Origin of the sequence: Albibacillus kandeliae (assembly GCF_003116585.1) — a bacterium.
GTDB lineage: Bacteria > Pseudomonadota > Alphaproteobacteria > Rhodobacterales > Rhodobacteraceae > Albibacillus > Albibacillus kandeliae.
The window spans coordinates 321,305-338,838 of record NZ_QEHM01000004.1 but is presented as its reverse complement, the minus strand read 5'-3'; the positions used below and the strand labels follow the sequence as shown (position 1 = coordinate 338,838).

Sequence of the window (17,534 nt, the reverse complement as noted above, 5' to 3'; positions counted from 1 at the left end):
CGGAGAACACGATGTCAGACACCGCAACCCACGACCGGAGCGCGCTGGATGCCCCCGCCGCACCGACGCGCCCCTCGCGGCTGGAGCGCCTGCGCGACAGCGACCTGTGGTATTCCTTCCGCTCGCACCCCTCGGCCATCTTCGCGGCGGTGCTGTTGGGGCTGGTCGCCCTGACCGCCTTCCTCGCGCCGCTGATCACGCCGCAGAACCCCTACGACCTCGCCGCGCTCGAACTCTGGAACGCCGAGATCCCGCCGATCTGGAATGCCGAGGGACAGTGGCCCTACCTGCTGGGCACCGATACGCAGGGGCGCGACATCCTCTCGGCCATCCTCTACGGCTCGCGCATCTCGCTGATCATCGGGTCCTGCTCGGTGCTGGTGGCGCTGGCGGTCGGGCTGTCGCTGGGCCTTGTCGCGGGCTACGTCGGCGGCTGGGTCGACAACGTGATCATGCGGGTCGGCGACGTACTGCTGTCGATGCCCTTCATCCTGATCGCGATCCTGATCACCGCCATTGCGGCGGCCTCGCTGCCGCCCTCGCTCAAGGACGTGCTGGCAGCGCCGATCCTGATCTTCGCCATCGCGGTGCCCTCGTGGGTGCAATACGCCCGCACCGTCCGCGCCTCGGCGATGGTGGAGGCGCGCAAGGAATACGTGCAGGCGGCCCGGCTGATCCGGGTCAAGGCGTGGCGGATCATGCTGCACCACATCCTGCCCAACTGCATGACGCCGATCATGGTGGCGGCGACGCTAAACTTCGGCCTCGCGATCCTATCCGAAGCGACGCTCTCGTTCCTCGGCGTCGGGATGCCGCCGGATCAGCCGAGCCTTGGCACTCTGATCAGGATCGGCAATCAATACCTGTTCTCGGGCCTCTGGTGGATCGTCGTGTTCCCCTCGATCCAGCTCTGCCTGATCGTCCTGTCGGTCAACATGATCGGCGACTGGCTGCGCGACGCGCTCAACCCCAAACTCCGGTGACTACAATGAAGACCAAGACCCTGAAGAATGTCCGCCCGATGGGCCAGGCCGCGACCGATCTGCATATCGTCGACGGCAGGTTCGCACCCTCCGCCGGAGAGGGCGCCGAGGTGATCGACTGCGGCGGGCGCATCCTGATCCCCGGGCTGGTGGAGGCGCACACCCACCTCGACAAGTCGCTGCTTGGCCTGCCGTGGTACCACAACGAGGTCGGCCCGCGCCTGATCGACAAGATCAACAACGAGCGCGAGGTGAAGGTCTCGCTCGGTCTCGACCCGCAGGTGCAGAGCGAACGGCACGCGATCCTCGCCATGTCGCATGGCTGCACCCATATCCGGTCGCATGTGGACGTGGACACCCACCACGGGCTGGCGGGTGTCGAGGGCGTGATGGCGACCCGCGAAAAGCTGAAGGGCATGATCGACATCGAGATCGTCGCCTTCCCGCAATCGGGCATGATGACCCGGCCGGGGACGGCCGAACTGATGGACGAGGCGCTCGCCCTTGGCGCGGAGCTGGTCGGCGGCATCGACCCCTGCGGGATGGAGCACGACCCCAAGGGGCACCTCGACACCGTCTTCGCGCTGGCCGAGAAGCACGGCAAGCCGATCGACATCCACCTGCACGAACGCGACGCGCTGGGCTGGTTCTCGATGGAAGAGATCATCGACCGGACCGTCGCGCTGGGGATGCAGGGCAAGGTTTCGATCAGCCATGCCTTCTGTCTCGGCGCGGTGGACCGGGCCTATGTCGCCGGGCTGCACGAGAAGCTGGCCGAGAACCGCATCCACATCCTGACCACGGCCCCGGCCTCTGCCCCGGTGCCGGCGGTGAAGGAACTCCACGATCTGGGCATCCTCGTCGGTGCCGGCTGCGACGGTATCCGGGATACATGGGGGCCCTACGGCAACTCCGACATGCTGGAGCGCGCCATGTTCGTCGGGATGCGCAACAACTTCCGCCGGGATGACGAGGTGGCACTGGCGCTGGAGGTCTGCACCTACGGCGGCGCCGCGATCATGGAGGCCGAGGGCTACGGGCTGGAGCTTGGCTGCAACGCCGACTGCGTGCTGGTCGAGGGCGAAACAGTGGCCGAGGCTGTCGTCACCCGCGCGCCGCGCAAGCTGGTGCTGAAGGGCGGGGAAGTGACCGCGCGCGACGGCAAGTGCGTGGTCGAGGCGCCGTGAGCAGCCGAACCCTCCTCTCCGCCCGCTGGGTGATCGGCCACCGTGACGGCGCCCACGTCGTTCACGAGAACGGCGTGGTCGTGATCGAGGGCGATTCCATCCTGCACGTGGGCCGCGACTTCGATGGCGAGGTCGCGGAGCGGATCGACTACGGGCAGGCCGTCATCGCACCAGGGTTCATCGACCTCGACGCGCTCTCGGATCTCGACACCACGATCCTCGGTTACGACAACACGCCCGCATGGCGAAAGGGCCGGGTCTGGCCCGAGAGCTACATCGCCGCCGGTCCGCGCGAGATGTACACGCCCGAGGAACTGGCCTTTCAGAAACGCCACGCATTCGCCCAGCTGATCCGCAACGGGATCACCACCGCCCTGCCCATCGCCTCGCTGTTCTACCGCGCATGGGGCGAAACGGTGGCGGAGTTCGAGGCCGCCGCCGAAGCTGCGGAAGACCTCGGGATTCGCGCCTACCTTGGCCCCGCCTATCGCACCGGCGGGCAGGTGACCGACACGGCGGGCAATATCCGCGCGGTCTATGACGAGGCGCGCGGGATGCAAGGGCTGGAGGAGGCCGCCGATTTCGCCCGCCGCATCGACGGGATCGCCGGGGGGCGCATCCGCGCGATGTTCGCGCCCGACCGGATCGAGACCTGCACCGAGGGGCTGCTGCAACGCACCGCCGCGATTGCCGCCGAGATGGGCGCGCCCGTGCGCCAGCACTGCGCGCAATCGCCGGTCGAGCTGCAGCTGGTGCGCGAACAGCACGGCTGCGGGCCCATCGAGTGGCTGGAGCGGATCGGAGCGCTGCAGAAGAACTGGCTGCTGCCGCACGGCATCCACGCGAGCGAGGCGGAATTCGCGCTGATCGCCGGGGCGGGCGCGACGCTGGTGCATTGCCCGCTGGTCTCGGCGCGGCACGGGGGGATGCTGAGGAGCTTTCCGAAATGCCGGGCAATGGGCATCAACATCGGCCTCGGCACCGATACCTTCCCGCCGGACATGATCCTGAACATGCAGGTCGGCTTGATGACCGCGCGCCTTGCCGAGGGGATGGAGGCGATCCGCTCGGAAGCGATGTTCGACGCCGCCACGCTGGGCGGGGCGCGGGCGCTTGGCCGCGACGACCTCGGGCGGCTCGCCCCCGGCGCCAAGGCCGATATCGCGGTGATCGACCTTTCCCGCGTTCTGCAGGGCACCGACCCGGTGCAGAGCCTGATGACCTCGGCCTCGGGCCGCGACGTGCGCGATGTCTGGATCGACGGCCGCCGTGTCATGGCCGACCGGGTGATCCCCGGTGTGGACGAGGCCGCCGATGCCGCCCGTGCGCAGGCACAGTTCGACCGCGTGATCGCGCAATACCCCGACCGCACCGTGGGCCATCCCCCGGTCGCGGAGATCTTTACCCCGAGCTACAAAAGGATCGACGGAAATGAGTGACATCGTGCTCGACGTCCGCAACCTGCGCGTCGAATTCCCGACCCGGAAGGGCGTGCTGACCGCCGTGGACGATATCTCGCTGACCATCCGGCGGGGCGAAATCCTCGGCATGGTGGGCGAATCCGGCGCTGGCAAGTCGATGACCGGCATGGCGATCCTCGGGCTGCTGGAGCCGCCGGGGCGGATCGCGGCGGGGTCCATCCACCTCTCCGGGGACCGGATCGACAACCTGAGCGACCGCGAGATGCAGCAGGTCCGGGGCCGTCGGATCGGCGCGATCTTCCAGGACCCGCTGACCTCGCTGAACCCGCTCTTCCGGGTGGGCGACCAGCTGGTCGAGACCATCCGCCTGCACACCGACCTGACCAAGGCGCAGGCGCGCGAACGGGCCAAGGACCTGATGCGCGAGGTCGGGATCCCGGCGGTCGAGGAGAGGATCGACAACTACCCGCACCAGTTCTCGGGCGGGATGCGCCAGCGGATCGTGATCGCGCTGGCGCTCTGCGCCGAGCCGGAGCTGATCGTGGCGGACGAGCCGACCACCGCGCTCGACGTCTCGATCCAGGCGCAGATCACGGCGCTGCTGAAGCGGCTCTGCCGCGAGCGGGGGACGGCGGTGATGCTGGTCACCCACGACATGGGCGTGATCGCCGAAACCGCCGACCGCGTGGCGGTGATGTATGCCGGGCGACTGGCTGAGGTCGGCGCGGTCGAGGACGTGGTGCGCCGCCCGAGGCACCCCTACACCGCCGGGCTGATGGGCTCGATCCCCTCGCTGCGCAGCGACGTCGAGGAGTTGCAGATGATCCCCGGCGCGATGCCCCGGCTCGACGCGATCCCGTCGGGCTGCGCCTTCAACCCGCGCTGCGCCCATGCCGGGCCGAAATGCCGCCGGGATATTCCCCGCGTCGAAGGAACCCAGGCCGCCGCCTGCTGGCTGGCCACCGAAGGAGCCGTCGCATGAAGATCCGCCCCAATGCCATCCTCGAGGTCGACGGGCTGGAACGCCGGTTCGACGTCTCTGCGCCCTGGCTGAACCGGGTGCTCGAACGCAAGCCGCGCCGGACCCTCCGCGCCGTCGATGGCGTCGATTTCATCATCCAGCGCGGCCAGACCCTCGCGCTGGTCGGCGAGTCCGGTTGCGGCAAGAGCACCATCGCGCGGCTGGTGACCGGGCTGCACGCGCCATCGGGCGGGTCGGTCAAGTTCCACGGCGACCGGGACAGGATGCAGATGATCTTTCAGGATCCTTTTGCGAGCCTCAATCCGCGCTGGCGGGTGGGCCGGATCATTGCCGAACCCCTGCGCACCCTGCGCCCGGACACGCCCGACGCCGTGGTCGCGGCACGGGTGGATGAGCTTTTGCGCACCGTGGGGCTCTCCCCCTCGGACGGGCAGAAATTTCCGCATGAATTCTCCGGCGGTCAGCGGCAGCGGATCTCGATCGCGCGGGCGCTGGCGGGCGAGCCCGAGTTCCTGGTCTGCGACGAACCGACCTCGGCGCTGGACGTCTCCGTGCAGGCGCAGGTGCTGAACCTTATGAAGCGGCTGCAGAAGGAGATGGACCTGACCTATCTCTTCATCAGCCACGACCTGAGCGTGGTGCGGCACATGGCCGACGTGATCGCGGTGATGTACCTTGGCCGGATCGTCGAGATCCAGCCGACGAAGGACCTCTTCGCCAATCCGCTGCATCCCTACACGCGGCTGCTGCTCGACACGATCCCCGACCTCGAAGCACCCAAGCGCGACCGGACCCCGATGGGGGGCGAAGTGCCGTCGCCCGTCTCTCCGCCCTCGGGGTGCAGCTTTCACCCGCGTTGTCCGCTGGCCTTCGACCGCTGCAAGGTCGAACGCCCGCAACGCCGCGCCGAGGTTCACAACCGCCGCGTCGCCTGCTTTGCCTGCGAGACCGGGGCAGCGGCGACCGGCCTGAAGGAGACCGCAGATGTATGACGAGGCATTCATGCGCCGGGCCATCGAGATCTCGGCCGAGGCTCTTGCCACGCCGGGGACCGAGCCCTTTGGCGCGGTGATCGTCCGGGACGGAAAGATCGTGGGGGAGGGGATCAACCGCTCGCTGATGAACCACGACCCGACCTCGCACGGCGAGACCGAGGCGATCCGCGATGCCTGCCGCAACCTTGGGTCGGTCGATCTGCGTGGCTGCGATCTCTACTCAAGCTGCGAGCCCTGTCCGCTCTGCGTGGCCGCGATGAACATCGCGGGCATCGCGACGCTGTATTACGCCGCCGACATGGGGCAGGCCGGGACTGCGCTTGGCGATCTGCCGGAGGCCGCGCGCTTTCCGGTGGATGTGGGCCGGATGACCCGTGAATGCGGGCGCGCCGTCACCGACCGGGACATGCCCGCCGAGCAGCACATGGACGCCGAGGCCTTCGCGATCCTGACGGATTGGGCGGCGACGGCGCGCGGGCGGCTCTGATCGTGCGCATTCTCTATCTCAATCCCAATGCGACCGAGGCGATGACCGAGAGCGTGGTCTCGGTGGCGCGGGCCGCGGTGCCGGGCGTCGACGTGCTGGGCTGGACGAACCACGACGGCCCGCCCGCGATCCAGGGCGCCGAGGATGGCGCGGCGGCGGTCAGGGGGCTGATGGCCCTGCTGCCCGAGGCCCGCGCGGCCCGGGCCGATGCCATCGTCATCGCCTGTTTCGACGACACCGGCCTCGCCACGCTCCGCGCGGCGGCCCATTGCCCGGTGGTCGGGATCGGTCAGGCGGCCATGTCGCTTGCCGCGCTGCAGGGCGACCGCTTTGGCATCGTGACCACGCTGGACGTCTCGGTGCCCGTCATCGCGGCCAACGTCGAAGCCTACGGCCACGGTAGGGCCTGTGTCGGGGTTCTGGCCTCGGGCCTGCCGGTGCTGGAGGTCGAGGCGGGCGGCGAGGAGGTCGAAGCGCGGCTGCTGGAGAGCATCGCGCAGTCCGAACGGGCGGGGGCGGGGGCTGTCGTGCTGGGATGTGCCGGCATGTCGCGCCTGCGCGAGAGTCTGGCCGGGCGGTCGCGGGTTCCGCTGGTCGACGGCGTGCGCGCCTCGGCCCATCTGGCCTGCGCGCTGGCCTGAGGGTCAGAGCAGACCCAGCGCTCCGAGCACGATGGCGCGGGTCGACTCCACGTGGTTGCGCGCGGCAAAGCCCGCGCGCGTGTTGTCCTTGCTGCGCATGGCCGCCACGATCTCGCGGTGTTCCCGGTTCGCCGCGCGGATCTGGTCGTCGCTGAACATGATCGGGGCGCGCAGCTGCCAGTGGTAGAACTGCGCTTTCTGCCAGAAGTCGTGGATATAGGGGTTGTCTGCCGCCTCGGCGATGGTGCCGTGGAACTCGCTGTTCAGGCGGTTCAGTTCGGCGCGGGTGATGCCGGGCCAGCGGTCCATCTCGTCGCAGAGTTCCTCGAGCCGGTCGAGCAGACCGGGCGTTGCGTTGCGCGAGGCCAGCGCGCCGAGCGCGCCCTCGGCCATGCCGCGCGCCTCGTAGATCTTCGGCAGGTCCTTGGGAGAGGTCTCGCTCACGTACCAGCCGTGCCGCCGCTCGATCAGCCCCTCGCCCTGCAGCAGCAGCAGCGCCTCGCGCAGCGGGGTCCGGCCAAGCTGGAGCGTCTCCATGAGCTCTTCCTCGCGGAGGCGGTCCCCCGGGCGAAAGTCTGACGCGATGATCATGGATTTAAGCAGGTGTACCGAGCGGTTGAACTGCGTTGTTTTTTTCTTCATAGCCCTTTTCCTCGGACCGACCTTAGGCGTGTCCTGCCCCAAGGTCACGCACGTAATCGCTGCAGATTCGCCTCTCCGGGCCCCATTGCCGGGTCGTGAGGCATCACCGGGCTGTTTGCGCTCAATCTGCACGTATTACGGATGAGAAACTCATTCCCGTGAAAGCTACGGCATCTGGTCAGTTTATGCGGATATCTATACGGATATTTTAACGTATATTTTTGTGACCCAACTTGTGAGGCTTCTCCATGACACACAAAACCAAGGTCGCTGCGGCGATCCTGACCGCGACGACGCTGCTCGGGGCTCCTGCCGCCTTTGCCGATATCACGCTCGGTGCGGTCATCCCGCTTTCGGGCTCCAACGCGACACCGGGCGAGGACCAGCGCCGCGGCATCGAGATCGCGGTGAAAGAGATCAACGATGCCGGCGGTATCCTCGGCGAACCGCTGAAGGTCATCATCGAGGACAGCGCGGGCAAGCCGCAGACCGCCATCGACGCGGCGCGCAAGCTTGTTACCGTCGACAAGGTGCCGCTGGTCATCGGGTCGTATTCCTCGGGCATCACCCTGCCGATGGGCGAATACCTCGTGCAGGAGGGCATTCCGCACCTGAACCCGGCCTCCACCTCCGGTCTCGTGCGCAAGATCGGCCCGACCTCCTTCTCGATGGTCGGCCTCGACAACGTCTCGACCGAATTCGCGGCAAAGGAAGTGATCGCCAACGGCTGGAAGAACGTGGCTGTTCTGGCCGTCAACAACGCCTTTGGTCAAGGCGTCGCGCACGAGTTCGAGAAGCATCTCGAAGAGATGGGCGGCGACGTGAAGACCTCGGTGCTGTTCACCGGCGGCCAGCCCTCCTATCGCCGCGAGTTGCAGCAGCTCGAGGCAACCGACCCCGACGCCTACGTGTTTACCGCCTACGGCACCGACGCGGCGCTGATCATGCAGGAAAGCTATGAACTGGGCCTGCAGACCGACGCGCCCTGGTACTCGATCCTGATCACCATGATGAACAAGGACACCGCGGCAGAGTTCAAGCAGGGCCTGACCGGCATGGACGTCGGCTACCTCGGTGCCGGCGGCGAGGGCTACAAGGCCGCCTACGAGGCCGCCTACGGCGAAGGGTTCCTCTCGGCCTATGGCGGTTACGCGCACGACGCCGTGCTTTTCGCCGCCAAGGCGATCGAGATGGCGGGCACCACCGACAAGGAGCCGCTGCTGGAAGCGATCCGCAAGCTGGGCGACGAAGGCTTCGACGGTGCCACCGGCGAGATCAAGCTCGACGCCGACGGCCAGCGCATGTCGCAGCCCTACCTCAAGTTCAAGGTCGACGGTAACGCCCTCGTCCCGATGGACTGATCCCCGGTCGCGACCGCGAGGTCGCCCGAAGAGGCCCGTGTCTTCCCGGTGAAGGCACGGGCCGTCTTTGCCACGGTCTCCCCGACCGCTGGCCCCAGAGAGAAACACATGATCCAATTCCTCTTCGACACGGTGATCCGGGCGCTTGACCTGGCCCTGATCGCCGTCGCGCTCAGCGGAGTCTACTCGCTGATCAAGTTCCCCAATGTCGCGCTGGTCCAGTACTCGGTCACCGGCGCCTTCCTCGGCATGTTGCTGCAACAGGCGGGGCTGCCACTGCTCGTCGCGCTGCCGCTCTCGGCCGCGCTCGTCGGCCTGCTTGCCATGCTGTTCAACGTGCTGCTGTTCGAACGGCTGCTCGAGGAAGGCTCGGCCATCGCGCTGATCGGCTCACTCGCCCTGTCGATGATCCTCTCGGCGGTCTTCCTGCTGGCCTTTGGCCCGGCCGCCTATCGTTTCGACCTGCCGGTGGCCCCGGCGATGCGCTTCATGGGCGCCCGCGTCACCGTGCACCAGCTGAGCACGCTGGCGATCACCCTCGTCTCGCTCGGCGGTTTCGCGGCGATCCTGTTCTTCACCCGTCTGGGGCGCGAGATGCGGGCCACGGCGACCAACTGCGTGCTGGCCGCGGCCAGCGGGATCGGCACCCGCGGCGTGATCAACGCCACGGTGTTCATCTCCGGCGTGCTGGCCGCGCTCGGGGGCATGACGCTGGCGATGCGCGGGTCGGTCTCGATCGACCTCGGCACCCAGATGCTGCTGCCGGTCTTCGCCGCCGCCATCCTCGGCGGGCTGGGCAATGCGCTGGGCGCCATCGCGGGGGCGCTGGTGATCTCGGCGGCCGAGACCTTCGTGACCAATACCAACTTCGGCCCGCTCTTCGGGCAGGACTTTCTCTTTGCCCCGGCCAGCTACGCCCAGACCGCCAGCTTTGCGCTGCTGGTGCTGTTCCTGCTGTTCCGCCCCGCCGGCCTCTTCACCAGCGAGGTGAACCGTGTCTGATTTCCTGATCCACGTCTCTGCCGTCGCCTGTCTCTACGGCATCCTCGCGCTGGCGCTGAACCTGCAGATGGGCCTCTCCGGCCTCGTCAACTTCGGGCTGATCGCGCTGTTCGGCTGCGGCACCTATGGCGCGGCCTTCGCGCATCTCTGGGGCTGGCCGCCCTTGGCCGGTCTGGCGCTGGGCCTTGTCTTCGCGGCGCTGCTGGGCCTGTTCTTCGCCCGCCTCGGCGACCGCATGTCCGAGGACTACTGGGGCATCGCGACCCTCTCGCTGGCCGAGATCATGCGCCTTGTCTTTACCAACGAGCAGGGGCTGGCAGGCGGGGCGCAGGGCGTGTCCGGTCTGCCGGTGACCTTTGCGGCGCTGCCTGCCGACACTGCGGCCCTTGCCCGCCTCGCGCTCTATGCCGCGCTGCTGGTCGTCGCCTTCGTGATCTGCCAGCGCATCGCGCGGTCGGGGTTCGGCCTGTCGCTCAAGCTGATGCGCGAGGAACCCCAGCTGGCTCGTGCGCTCGGCTACGACCTCGCCCGCTCGCGGCGCATCGTCATGGTCGTCTCCTCGCTGATGGCGGCGGTTTCGGGGTTTCTCTATGCCCATTACCTGACCTTCGTCGGCCCCGAGCAGCTGATGAGCCACGAGACCTTCCTGATCTGGTCGATGGTGATCATCGGCGGCATCGCCAACAACTGGGGCGTGGTCGCCGGGGCGATCCTGATGCAGTTCGCGCTGGCCTATGTGCCCTTCGTCAAGGACTGGTTCGACGTTCCCTCCGACTTCGTCGCGGCGACGCGGCTCATCATCGTGGGCGGCGGCATCCTCGCCTTCCTGATCTGGCGCCCCAAGGGGATCTTTCCCGAACGTATCGGAGGCTCGCATGTCTGAGGCCCTTCTCGAACTCAACGGCCTGTCGAAGGCCTTTGGCGCCCATCAGGTGCTCGACGGTGTGTCTGCCCGCATCCGGCCGGGCGAGATCGTCGGTCTGCTCGGGCCCAACGGCTCGGGCAAATCGACCCTGCTGAACGCGATCTCGGGCTTTCTGCCGCCCGATGCCGGGCGCGTGACCATCGCGGGCACCGACATCACCGCACGGCCCGCGCATGTGGTCACCCGCGCGGGGCTCGCGCGGACCTTTCAGCTGCCCAACATGCCGACGCGGATGACCACGCGCGAGGTGCTGCGGGCCGGGGACGTCGCCGCAGGGGCGCCGCGCCACATGCTGCGCCGCACGGGGCGGGATGACCGGATCGACGCCCTGCTGGAGATGTTCCGGCTTGCCCATGTCGCCGACCTCCCGGCGAGTTCGCTCTCCGGCGGGCAGAAGAAACTGCTCTCGGTCGCGCTGGCTCTGCGCGGCTCGCCACGGCTGCTGTGCCTCGACGAGCCGACGGCGGGCGTTCACCCGGAGCTCAGGACCGAGATGGTCCGCATTCTGAAACAGGCGGCGGGCGAGGGCACCACGCTGCTGGTGATCGAACATGACATGCTGTTCATCCGCCAGCTCTGCTCGCGCTGCATCGTCCTCGACCGGGGCCACCTGATCGCGGACTGCGCGCCGGACGAACTGGAACACAACGGCGCGGTGGTCGAGGCCTACCTCGGCAAGGCCGTCCAGAAGGGAAAGACCGCACGATGATCGAGGCAAGCAACATCCGCGCCGGTTACGGCGACGGACCGGACATCCTTCAGGACATCTCGATGACGGCGAGCGCGCGCGAGATCGTGACGATCCTCGGGCCGAACGGCTGCGGCAAGTCCACGCTGCTGAAAACCGTCGCCGGCTTCGTCCGCCCGCGCGGCGGCGCGATCCGGATCAACGGCGAGGGTGCAGAGACGGTGCCGATCCACGAGAAGGTGCGCCATTACGGCGTGGGCTACGTGCCCCAGACCGACAACGTGTTCCGCACCATGACGGTCACCGAGAACCTGCTGATGGGGGCCCGCGACCTGAGCCGCGACACCCGGAACGAGAGGTTCGAGGCCCTGATGACCCAGTACCCCACGCTGGCGAACAAGCGGCGGCGCAAGGCTTCGGCCCTGTCGGGGGGCGAGCGGCAGATCCTCTCGCTGGCGCGCGCGCTGATGGCGGGGCCGCGCATCCTGCTGCTGGACGAGCCCTCGGCGGGTCTGTCCCCGGCGATGATGCACGATGTCTTCGAGGCCATCGGGCGGATCCGCGATGCGCAGGACATGTGCATCCTGATGGTCGAGCAGAACGCCTACGAGGCCCTGTCGATTTCGGACCGGGCCTATGTACTGAGCCTTGGCAAGGTGGCGCTGACGGCAAGGTCGGCAGACCTGCTGAACGATCCGGCGATGGAGCGGCTCTACCTCGGGGGCGACCCCGACGCCTGAGGCGGGAGGGCGGGCTACCCGGTTACCGTGAGCGGCCCGTCATTCTTGATCTCTTCCATCACCACGTAGGTCCGGGTCTCGATCACCCCCGGCCAGGCCATGATCACGTCGCCGAGAAAGCGCCGGTACTCATCCATCGAATGGAACCGCGTCTTGACGAGGTAGTCGAGCCCGCCCGCGACCATGTGGCACTCGATCACCTCGGGCGTCGCCTGAACCGCTGTCTTGAACTTCTCGAAGACCTGCGGGGTCGTCTTGTCCAGCCGGATCTCGATGAAGACCAGCATCTCGAGTCCCAGCTTCTGCGGGTCGAGCCGGGCGGTATAGGAGAGGATCACCCCGTCGCGCTGCAAACGCCGCAGCCGGTCGCTCATCGAGGTCGGCGGGATGCCGACCTGACTGGCCAGATCGGCGTTGGTGATGCGCGCATCCTTCTGCAGGATCTGCAGGATGCGCTGGGTAATCTTGTCAAATCGGGGCATTCTGCTGGTCTGATCCGTGCATGTAACGGTGCTGCAGTCTCATGCCTGCAGCGGTCGGGGTCAACGGCCTTCCGGCCCCAGCGCCTCCAGTCGTTTCGAGAGGAGCAGGCGGTCGGCGGGGTTCGCGGTCAGCGCGATGGCCGCCGCGTAAGCGGCGCGCGCGCCCGTCCGGTCGCCCGCCAGCAGCGCGACGGCGGCCTCGGCGGCATGAAACGGCTGGAACCCGTCCAGTTCCCCGCGCAGGGCCGCGAGGATCGCGGTTGCGGCGGCGATCTGCCCGGTCTCGGACAGGGCGACCGCGTGGTTCAGGCGCACCACCGCTGTCGGCTCCATCGTCAGCAGCGCGGTGTAGAGCTGCACGATCTGCGGCCAGTCCGGGGCTGGGTCCGCCATCTGGCAGGCGCTGATCGCCGCCTTGACCTGAAACGGCCCGGCGCGACGACGCGACAGGGCGGTTTCCAGCAGCGCGCGGCCCTCGGCGAGCGTCTCGCGGTCCCACAGGCTCCGGTCCTGTTCGGCGGGCGGCACGGTCGCGCCATCGGGGCCGATCCGCGAACCTCGCCGTGCGTCGGTGATCAGCATGAGCGCCAGCGCGCCCTCGATTTCGGGCTGCCCGGGGCGCAGGCTGGCGACGAGCCGGGCGAGGAAGATCGCCTCGGAACAGAGATCACGGGGCTCGGTCGCGCCGGAGGTATAGCCGGTGGTGAAGATCAGGTAGATCGTCGTCAGCACGGCGCGCAGGCGCTCGTCCCACTGGTCGGGTTCCGGCACCGCGTAGGGGATGCCGGTCGTGGCGATCCTGGCCTTGGCGCGGCTCAGCCTCTGACCCATCGTCGTGGGCGCGTCGAGGAAGGCCCGCGCGATCTCCTCCGTGGTCATCCCGCAAACGGTTCGCAGCGTCAGCGCAACGCGTGATTTCTCGTCCAGCGCGGGGTGGCAGGCGGTGAAGATCAGGCGCAGCCGTTCGTCGGGAATCTCCTCGCCGCTGTCCTCCGTCTCGAAGGCGATCAGTCGGGCCAGTGCCTCCTCGCGGCGGGCACTGCGCCCCTCGCTGCGCAACTGGTCCAGCGCCTTGCGCCCGGCGACCTTGAGCAGCCATGCCTGCGGCGAGGCGGGCAACCCGGAGCGGCTCCAGTGCACCAGCGCCGAGAGGCCCGCCTCCTGCAGCGCGTCTTCGGCCAGTTGGAAGCTGCCGAGCCGCGCCACCAGCACGGCCATCAGCCGCCCCCGGTCCTGGCTCAGCACCTGCGTCAGCGCGCGGGTGATCGCCATCGCCTGGGGGGCGGCCCCGGCCATCAGAGATTGGCCGGGTTGTAGTTCATCAGCGGGCGCACCTCGATCGTGCCCCAGGTCGCCACCGGCAGCATCGCGGCATAGCGCAGCGCGCTGTCGATGTCGGGCAGGTCAAGCACGTAGTACCCGCCAAGGTGTTCGCGGGTTTCCGCATAGGGGCCGTCCATCGTCTCGACCTTGCCCGCGCGCAGTTTCAGCGAGACCGCCTTGTCGGTCCCCTCCAGCGCCTCGCCGCCGCGCAGCACTCCGTCGGCGGTCACGCGGTCGTTGAAGTCCTGAAAGCCCTTCATCATCTCCTGGAATTCAGGTGTGCCATAGAGCGGTTCGGCATCGGGCGCGCCGTAGAGAAGCAGCATGTATTGCATGGGAAAATCCTTACGATCCGAAAGTGGTGAGAAACAGAAGTCCGACAAGGCAAAGCGTGGCCAGAAGGCTGGCAGTATTGCCGATGATACGCAACGGATGCGACGCATTCGCGGCGCTCAGGCCGAAGGGATGGATCAGCCTGCCGAGAACCAGCAGCGCACCGGCGGCGTGGAGACCGGCGGGCCATGCGCCGTTGCCTTCGGCGATCAGCATCAGGGGCAGGGCGAGCGCGACCCATTCGATGAAGTTGCCGTGGCGGCGGATGGCCTCGTGCAGGGCGGTATTGCCCGCGTCGCCGATCGAGACCTTCAGCCGGGCGCGGGCGGATGAGACCCGGACCCAGAGGACCAGGCAAAGCAAGGTGAGCGGGAGCGCGTAGAGCGCGGTGACGGGGAACAGCATGGAATGTCCTCTGCGTTGTTTCGATATCCTGAAGACGCCGCCGGCCTCGGGATTTCGACACGCAGTGCGAATTTTCCTTGCTGTTCGCCCAAGGGTGGGGCGCGGCGCGCGGCGTCAGCCCGCGTCGGGGGCGGTGGACGAACCGCTGATGTGGCTGGTGATGCGCGCCTGCAGCAGCGGCAGGTCGCGCTTTTCGATGGCGTCGATCAGGTCGAAATGCCCCTGTGTCGCCTTCTGCAGCTGGTCCATCGTCTGCCATTGCCCCACCGGCGCCGCCGGGCCGCGCTGGCGCAGGTCCAGCATGGTTTCGCGCAGGACGTCATTGCGGCAGAAACTGTAGAGCTTTCCGTGAAAGGCATAGTTCGCCTCGATCTGGGCGAAGGACGAGCCGTGGTAGGCGGCCTGCTTGAAGTCCTCGGCAAGGCCGCGCAGGATCTCGATGTCCGCATCCGTCGCCAGTGCGATGACGTCGACGGCGGCGTGGCATTCGAGCAGGGCGCGCACCTCGCCGACCTGCCGGATCCGCAGCGGATCGGGTTGCGGTACGCGATAGCCCCGGTTGGGAATATGTTCGACCAGCCGCTTGGAATGCAGGTTGGTCAGCGCGTCGCGCACCTTGATCCGGGTGCAGCCATACCGCTTTTCGAGGTCGATCTGCTTCAGCCATTCGCCCGGGCTCAGCGCGCCCTTGTTGATATCGGTCACGATCTGCTGCGAGATCTCGTCAGAGGACGGCTTGGGGGCGGCCTCTTGCTGTGCTGCGGTCATGATGACGCCTTGTCCCTGGCTGTTTCGACCCGAGAATACGCAGCGAAAACGGTCCGATCAATATCTTCCACAAAATTGGCGCCAATTTAGAAAAATATTTTGACGCCATCAGATTCGCACCCTACGCTCGGCCGAAATCGACTACCGGAGACCGACGCGCATGCTGCCAAGAGTAGGGGACAGCCCCAAGGATCGCTTCAGGGCGCTGTACCTGACCGGGGAAACCACCATCATCGCCTGCAAGGCCGATCCGCGGTTTTCCTACACCCTTTATGTTCCCGAGAGCGCATGGGACGAGCCGGCGCGCCAGCCCGACCTGCTGGTTGCCGTGCATGGCACCATGCGTCTCCAGTCCCTCTATCGCGACGCCTTCGCCGGGTTCGGACGTTTCAACAACTGCGTCATCCTCGCACCGCTCTTCCCCGTCGGGGTGCGCGGCGACATGGAGTCCGGCGGTTACAAGTACATGATCGAGGGTGAGATCCGCTACGACGAGGTCCTCCTCGCCATGGTGAAGGAGGCGGGCGACCTGCTGAACCGGAGCTTTGGCAAGTTCATGCTGTTCGGCTTTTCGGGCGGCGGCCATTTCACCCACCGGTTCCTCTACCTGCACCCCGAGCGGCTCAAGGCCGCGTCGATCGGCGCGCCGGGTTCGGTCACGTTGCTGGACGAGACTATGGACTGGTGGCCGGGCATCCGCAACTTTGCCGAGGTCTTCGGACGCGGCATCGACTTTGACGCGCTGAAGCAGGTCAAGGTGCACATGTCGGTCGGCGCGCAGGATACCGAATTCTGGGAAATCACCTTTCCCGAGGATTCGCCCAAGTACATCCCCGGCGCGAACAGCGCAGGCAAGGACCGCAACGAGCGGCTGCACAGCCTGCGCCAGTCGATGGAGGCGCGTGGGGTCGATGTCTGGCACGACATCGCGCCGGGGGTGCCACACGACATGCGGGGCGTGTTTCCCTATGTCGAGAAGTTCTTCACCGACGTTCTGAAGGACCGGCTGCCCGCGCCGGGTGTGCGCTGATGGTTGCGACGCCCAAGCTGATCGAACTGGACGGCACGCCGCACGCCCGGGGCCTCGCCTATGGGCAGCAGGCCGACACCCAGCTGCGCCACGGTCTCGGGGTCTACCGCGCGCTGTTCAGTGAACACGGGCTGACATGGGACAGCGTCCTAGGCTATGCCGCCGAACTGCGCGACAGCCTTGCCGCCAAGGTGCCCACGGCGATGGAGGAACTCGCCGGGATCGCCGAGGGCGCCAAGGTGCGGCTGGAAGAGGTCCTCGTGATCAACGGCCGCAGCGAGATCATCAACCTGCACGCCCAGCGGCCCGCCGACCCCTCCAAGCTCGACGATGGCTGCACCGCCGCCGTCGTCCTGCCCGCGATGACCGCCAGCGGGCGGCTGCTGCACGTCCAGAACTGGGACTGGCTGCCCGATTGCGCCGACAGCACGGTGGTGCTGCACATCCGCTCCGAGACGGGGCCGGACATCCTGACCTACGTCGAGGCCGGCGGGCTGGCGCGCGCGGGCTTCAACTCGGAAGGTGTCGCCATCACCGGCAACAACCTTGCCTGCACGCAGGACGGCACCGCGCCCTTCGGGGTTCCGCTCTCGGTGATCCGTCGCCGGGTGCTGGAGGCCGGGGGATACTCGCAGGCCCTGACCGAACTGCACCGGCTGCCGCGGACGGTGTCGAACAACATGACCATCAGCTGCGCGACCAGCGGCGATTGCCTGAACTTCGAGACCACGCCGGAACGGATCTACTGGCAGGCGCCCGAGGGCGATTGCCTGACCCATTCCAACCACTTCACCAGCCCCGCCGCACGGGCGCGCGAGACCGACCTCGGGATCGCGCGCGGGGCCGACACGCTGTTCCGCGACCGCCGCCTGCGCCGCCTGATCGAGGAGGGCGGGCGCGAGCACACGCTCGACACCCTCGCCGTGGCGCTCGACGACCGCTTCGGCGCGCCAAGGGGGATCATCCGCACGCCGCAGGGCAACGAGGGCGAAACCAACGCCTACCTCTCGGCCACCGTGGCGATGGTCCTGATGGACGCGGGGGCGGGCGAGATGCGCATCCGCCAGCTGCCCTATGCCTCTGACACAACCTGCCGCTTCAGCCTCGGCTGAGGCGACGCCAAGACACCAACAACAGGG

The 17,534-nt window shown here is 67.6% G+C and carries 20 protein-coding genes; 14 read left to right on the top strand and 6 right to left on the bottom strand.

Going from position 1 to position 17,534, the window contains the following annotated elements; all coding sequences use genetic code 11:
- Positions 1–11: 11 nt before the first annotated feature.
- The 7 genes from DDT93_RS12340 to DDT93_RS12310 are packed head-to-tail and all read left to right on the top strand — an operon-like array spanning position 12 to position 6,696.
- On the top strand, positions 12–983 hold the full coding sequence (locus DDT93_RS12340) for an ABC transporter permease (RefSeq protein WP_109466148.1): 972 nt from the start codon (positions 12–14) through the stop codon (positions 981–983).
- A 5-nt stretch (positions 984–988) separates the two neighbouring features.
- A complete protein-coding gene (locus tag DDT93_RS12335; RefSeq protein ID WP_109466147.1) occupies positions 989–2,170 on the top strand; it encodes an amidohydrolase family protein in 1,182 nt (393 codons plus the stop codon).
- The gene (locus tag DDT93_RS12330; protein ID WP_109466146.1) at positions 2,167–3,609 is read left to right on the top strand and encodes a chlorohydrolase family protein; all 1,443 of its coding nucleotides are present in this window, start codon (positions 2,167–2,169) and stop codon (positions 3,607–3,609) included. Before DDT93_RS12335 ends, DDT93_RS12330 begins: the two co-directional genes overlap by 4 nt.
- A complete protein-coding gene (locus DDT93_RS12325; RefSeq protein WP_109466145.1) occupies positions 3,602–4,573 on the top strand; it encodes an ABC transporter ATP-binding protein in 972 nt (323 codons plus the stop codon). The genes DDT93_RS12330 and DDT93_RS12325 overlap by 8 nt, the downstream gene beginning before the upstream one ends.
- Positions 4,570–5,565, top strand: a complete 996-nt coding sequence (locus DDT93_RS12320) for an ABC transporter ATP-binding protein (RefSeq protein WP_109466144.1) — start codon at positions 4,570–4,572, stop codon at positions 5,563–5,565. Before DDT93_RS12325 ends, DDT93_RS12320 begins: the two co-directional genes overlap by 4 nt.
- The gene (locus DDT93_RS12315; RefSeq protein ID WP_109466143.1) at positions 5,558–6,055 is read left to right on the top strand and encodes a nucleoside deaminase; all 498 of its coding nucleotides are present in this window, start codon (positions 5,558–5,560) and stop codon (positions 6,053–6,055) included. Before DDT93_RS12320 ends, DDT93_RS12315 begins: the two co-directional genes overlap by 8 nt.
- A gap of 2 nt (positions 6,056–6,057) precedes the next feature.
- Positions 6,058–6,696, top strand: coding sequence for an aspartate/glutamate racemase family protein (locus DDT93_RS12310; protein ID WP_109466324.1), 639 nt, complete (start codon positions 6,058–6,060; stop codon positions 6,694–6,696).
- Positions 6,697–6,699: 3 nt separating this feature from the next.
- Here the strand turns inward: DDT93_RS12310 and DDT93_RS12305 are convergent, their stop codons facing one another.
- Complete coding sequence (locus tag DDT93_RS12305; protein WP_109466142.1) at positions 6,700–7,338, bottom strand: GntR family transcriptional regulator; 639 nt, start codon at positions 7,336–7,338, stop codon at positions 6,700–6,702.
- A 248-nt stretch (positions 7,339–7,586) separates the two neighbouring features.
- Here DDT93_RS12305 and DDT93_RS12300 point away from each other — a divergent pair, with 248 nt between their 5' ends.
- From DDT93_RS12300 to DDT93_RS12280, 5 genes are all read left to right on the top strand, one after another.
- On the top strand, positions 7,587–8,699 hold the full coding sequence (locus DDT93_RS12300; protein WP_109466141.1) for an ABC transporter substrate-binding protein: 1,113 nt from the start codon (positions 7,587–7,589) through the stop codon (positions 8,697–8,699).
- A 108-nt stretch (positions 8,700–8,807) separates the two neighbouring features.
- A complete protein-coding gene (locus DDT93_RS12295; protein ID WP_109466140.1) occupies positions 8,808–9,701 on the top strand; it encodes a branched-chain amino acid ABC transporter permease in 894 nt (297 codons plus the stop codon).
- A complete protein-coding gene (locus DDT93_RS12290; RefSeq protein ID WP_109466139.1) occupies positions 9,694–10,584 on the top strand; it encodes a branched-chain amino acid ABC transporter permease in 891 nt (296 codons plus the stop codon). Before DDT93_RS12295 ends, DDT93_RS12290 begins: the two co-directional genes overlap by 8 nt.
- Positions 10,577–11,335, top strand: a complete 759-nt coding sequence (locus DDT93_RS12285; RefSeq protein WP_109466138.1) for an ABC transporter ATP-binding protein — start codon at positions 10,577–10,579, stop codon at positions 11,333–11,335. The genes DDT93_RS12290 and DDT93_RS12285 overlap by 8 nt, the downstream gene beginning before the upstream one ends.
- Positions 11,332–12,054, top strand: a complete 723-nt coding sequence (locus DDT93_RS12280; protein WP_109466137.1) for an ABC transporter ATP-binding protein — start codon at positions 11,332–11,334, stop codon at positions 12,052–12,054. Before DDT93_RS12285 ends, DDT93_RS12280 begins: the two co-directional genes overlap by 4 nt.
- 14 nt (positions 12,055–12,068) lie before the next feature.
- Here DDT93_RS12280 and DDT93_RS12275 read toward each other — a convergent pair whose 3' ends face one another.
- The 5 genes from DDT93_RS12275 to DDT93_RS12255 form a co-directional block, all read right to left on the bottom strand.
- The gene (locus tag DDT93_RS12275) at positions 12,069–12,536 is read right to left on the bottom strand and encodes an Lrp/AsnC ligand binding domain-containing protein (RefSeq protein WP_109466136.1); all 468 of its coding nucleotides are present in this window, start codon (positions 12,534–12,536) and stop codon (positions 12,069–12,071) included.
- A gap of 60 nt (positions 12,537–12,596) precedes the next feature.
- On the bottom strand, positions 12,597–13,832 hold the full coding sequence (locus DDT93_RS12270) for an RNA polymerase sigma factor (protein WP_109466135.1): 1,236 nt from the start codon (positions 13,830–13,832) through the stop codon (positions 12,597–12,599).
- Positions 13,832–14,194, bottom strand: a complete 363-nt coding sequence (locus DDT93_RS12265) for a YciI family protein (RefSeq protein ID WP_109466134.1) — start codon at positions 14,192–14,194, stop codon at positions 13,832–13,834. Before DDT93_RS12265 ends, DDT93_RS12270 begins: the two co-directional genes overlap by 1 nt.
- Before the next feature lie 10 nt (positions 14,195–14,204).
- Positions 14,205–14,597, bottom strand: a complete 393-nt coding sequence (locus DDT93_RS12260) for an MAPEG family protein (protein WP_109466133.1) — start codon at positions 14,595–14,597, stop codon at positions 14,205–14,207.
- A 114-nt stretch (positions 14,598–14,711) separates the two neighbouring features.
- Positions 14,712–15,365 (bottom strand): GntR family transcriptional regulator, encoded by a 654-nt coding sequence (locus DDT93_RS12255; RefSeq protein WP_109466132.1) that lies wholly within the window; start codon positions 15,363–15,365, stop codon positions 14,712–14,714.
- A gap of 160 nt (positions 15,366–15,525) precedes the next feature.
- Between DDT93_RS12255 and DDT93_RS12250 the strand changes: the two genes are divergently transcribed.
- The gene (locus tag DDT93_RS12250; RefSeq protein WP_109466131.1) at positions 15,526–16,395 is read left to right on the top strand and encodes an alpha/beta hydrolase; all 870 of its coding nucleotides are present in this window, start codon (positions 15,526–15,528) and stop codon (positions 16,393–16,395) included.
- Entirely contained in the window at positions 16,395–17,507 is a 1,113-nt protein-coding gene (locus tag DDT93_RS12245; RefSeq protein ID WP_109466130.1) for a C45 family autoproteolytic acyltransferase/hydolase, read from the top strand. Before DDT93_RS12250 ends, DDT93_RS12245 begins: the two co-directional genes overlap by 1 nt.
- Positions 17,508–17,534: the final 27 nt, after the last annotated feature.

Bases quoted from the DNA above. Each gene is read 5' to 3' on its own strand.
- DDT93_RS12275 (WP_109466136.1), bottom strand. From the start codon at position 12,536: ATGCCCCGATTTGACAAGATTACCCAGCGCATCCTGCAGATCCTGCAG.
- DDT93_RS12315 (WP_109466143.1), top strand. From the start codon at position 5,558: ATGTATGACGAGGCATTCATGCGCCGGGCCATCGAGATCTCGGCCGAG.
- DDT93_RS12295 (WP_109466140.1), top strand. From the start codon at position 8,808: ATGATCCAATTCCTCTTCGACACGGTGATCCGGGCGCTTGACCTGGCC.
- DDT93_RS12325 (WP_109466145.1), top strand. From the start codon at position 3,602: ATGAGTGACATCGTGCTCGACGTCCGCAACCTGCGCGTCGAATTCCCG.
- DDT93_RS12285 (WP_109466138.1), top strand. From the start codon at position 10,577: ATGTCTGAGGCCCTTCTCGAACTCAACGGCCTGTCGAAGGCCTTTGGC.
- DDT93_RS12335 (WP_109466147.1), top strand. From the start codon at position 989: ATGAAGACCAAGACCCTGAAGAATGTCCGCCCGATGGGCCAGGCCGCG.
- DDT93_RS12300 (WP_109466141.1), top strand. From the start codon at position 7,587: ATGACACACAAAACCAAGGTCGCTGCGGCGATCCTGACCGCGACGACG.
- DDT93_RS12320 (WP_109466144.1), top strand. From the start codon at position 4,570: ATGAAGATCCGCCCCAATGCCATCCTCGAGGTCGACGGGCTGGAACGC.
- DDT93_RS12255 (WP_109466132.1), bottom strand. From the start codon at position 15,365: ATGACCGCAGCACAGCAAGAGGCCGCCCCCAAGCCGTCCTCTGACGAG.
- DDT93_RS12245 (WP_109466130.1), top strand. From the start codon at position 16,395: ATGGTTGCGACGCCCAAGCTGATCGAACTGGACGGCACGCCGCACGCC.
- DDT93_RS12265 (WP_109466134.1), bottom strand. From the start codon at position 14,194: ATGCAATACATGCTGCTTCTCTACGGCGCGCCCGATGCCGAACCGCTC.
- DDT93_RS12340 (WP_109466148.1), top strand. From the start codon at position 12: ATGTCAGACACCGCAACCCACGACCGGAGCGCGCTGGATGCCCCCGCC.
- DDT93_RS12270 (WP_109466135.1), bottom strand. From the start codon at position 13,832: ATGGCCGGGGCCGCCCCCCAGGCGATGGCGATCACCCGCGCGCTGACG.
- DDT93_RS12280 (WP_109466137.1), top strand. From the start codon at position 11,332: ATGATCGAGGCAAGCAACATCCGCGCCGGTTACGGCGACGGACCGGAC.
- DDT93_RS12260 (WP_109466133.1), bottom strand. From the start codon at position 14,597: ATGCTGTTCCCCGTCACCGCGCTCTACGCGCTCCCGCTCACCTTGCTT.
- DDT93_RS12305 (WP_109466142.1), bottom strand. From the start codon at position 7,338: ATGAAGAAAAAAACAACGCAGTTCAACCGCTCGGTACACCTGCTTAAA.
- DDT93_RS12250 (WP_109466131.1), top strand. From the start codon at position 15,526: ATGCTGCCAAGAGTAGGGGACAGCCCCAAGGATCGCTTCAGGGCGCTG.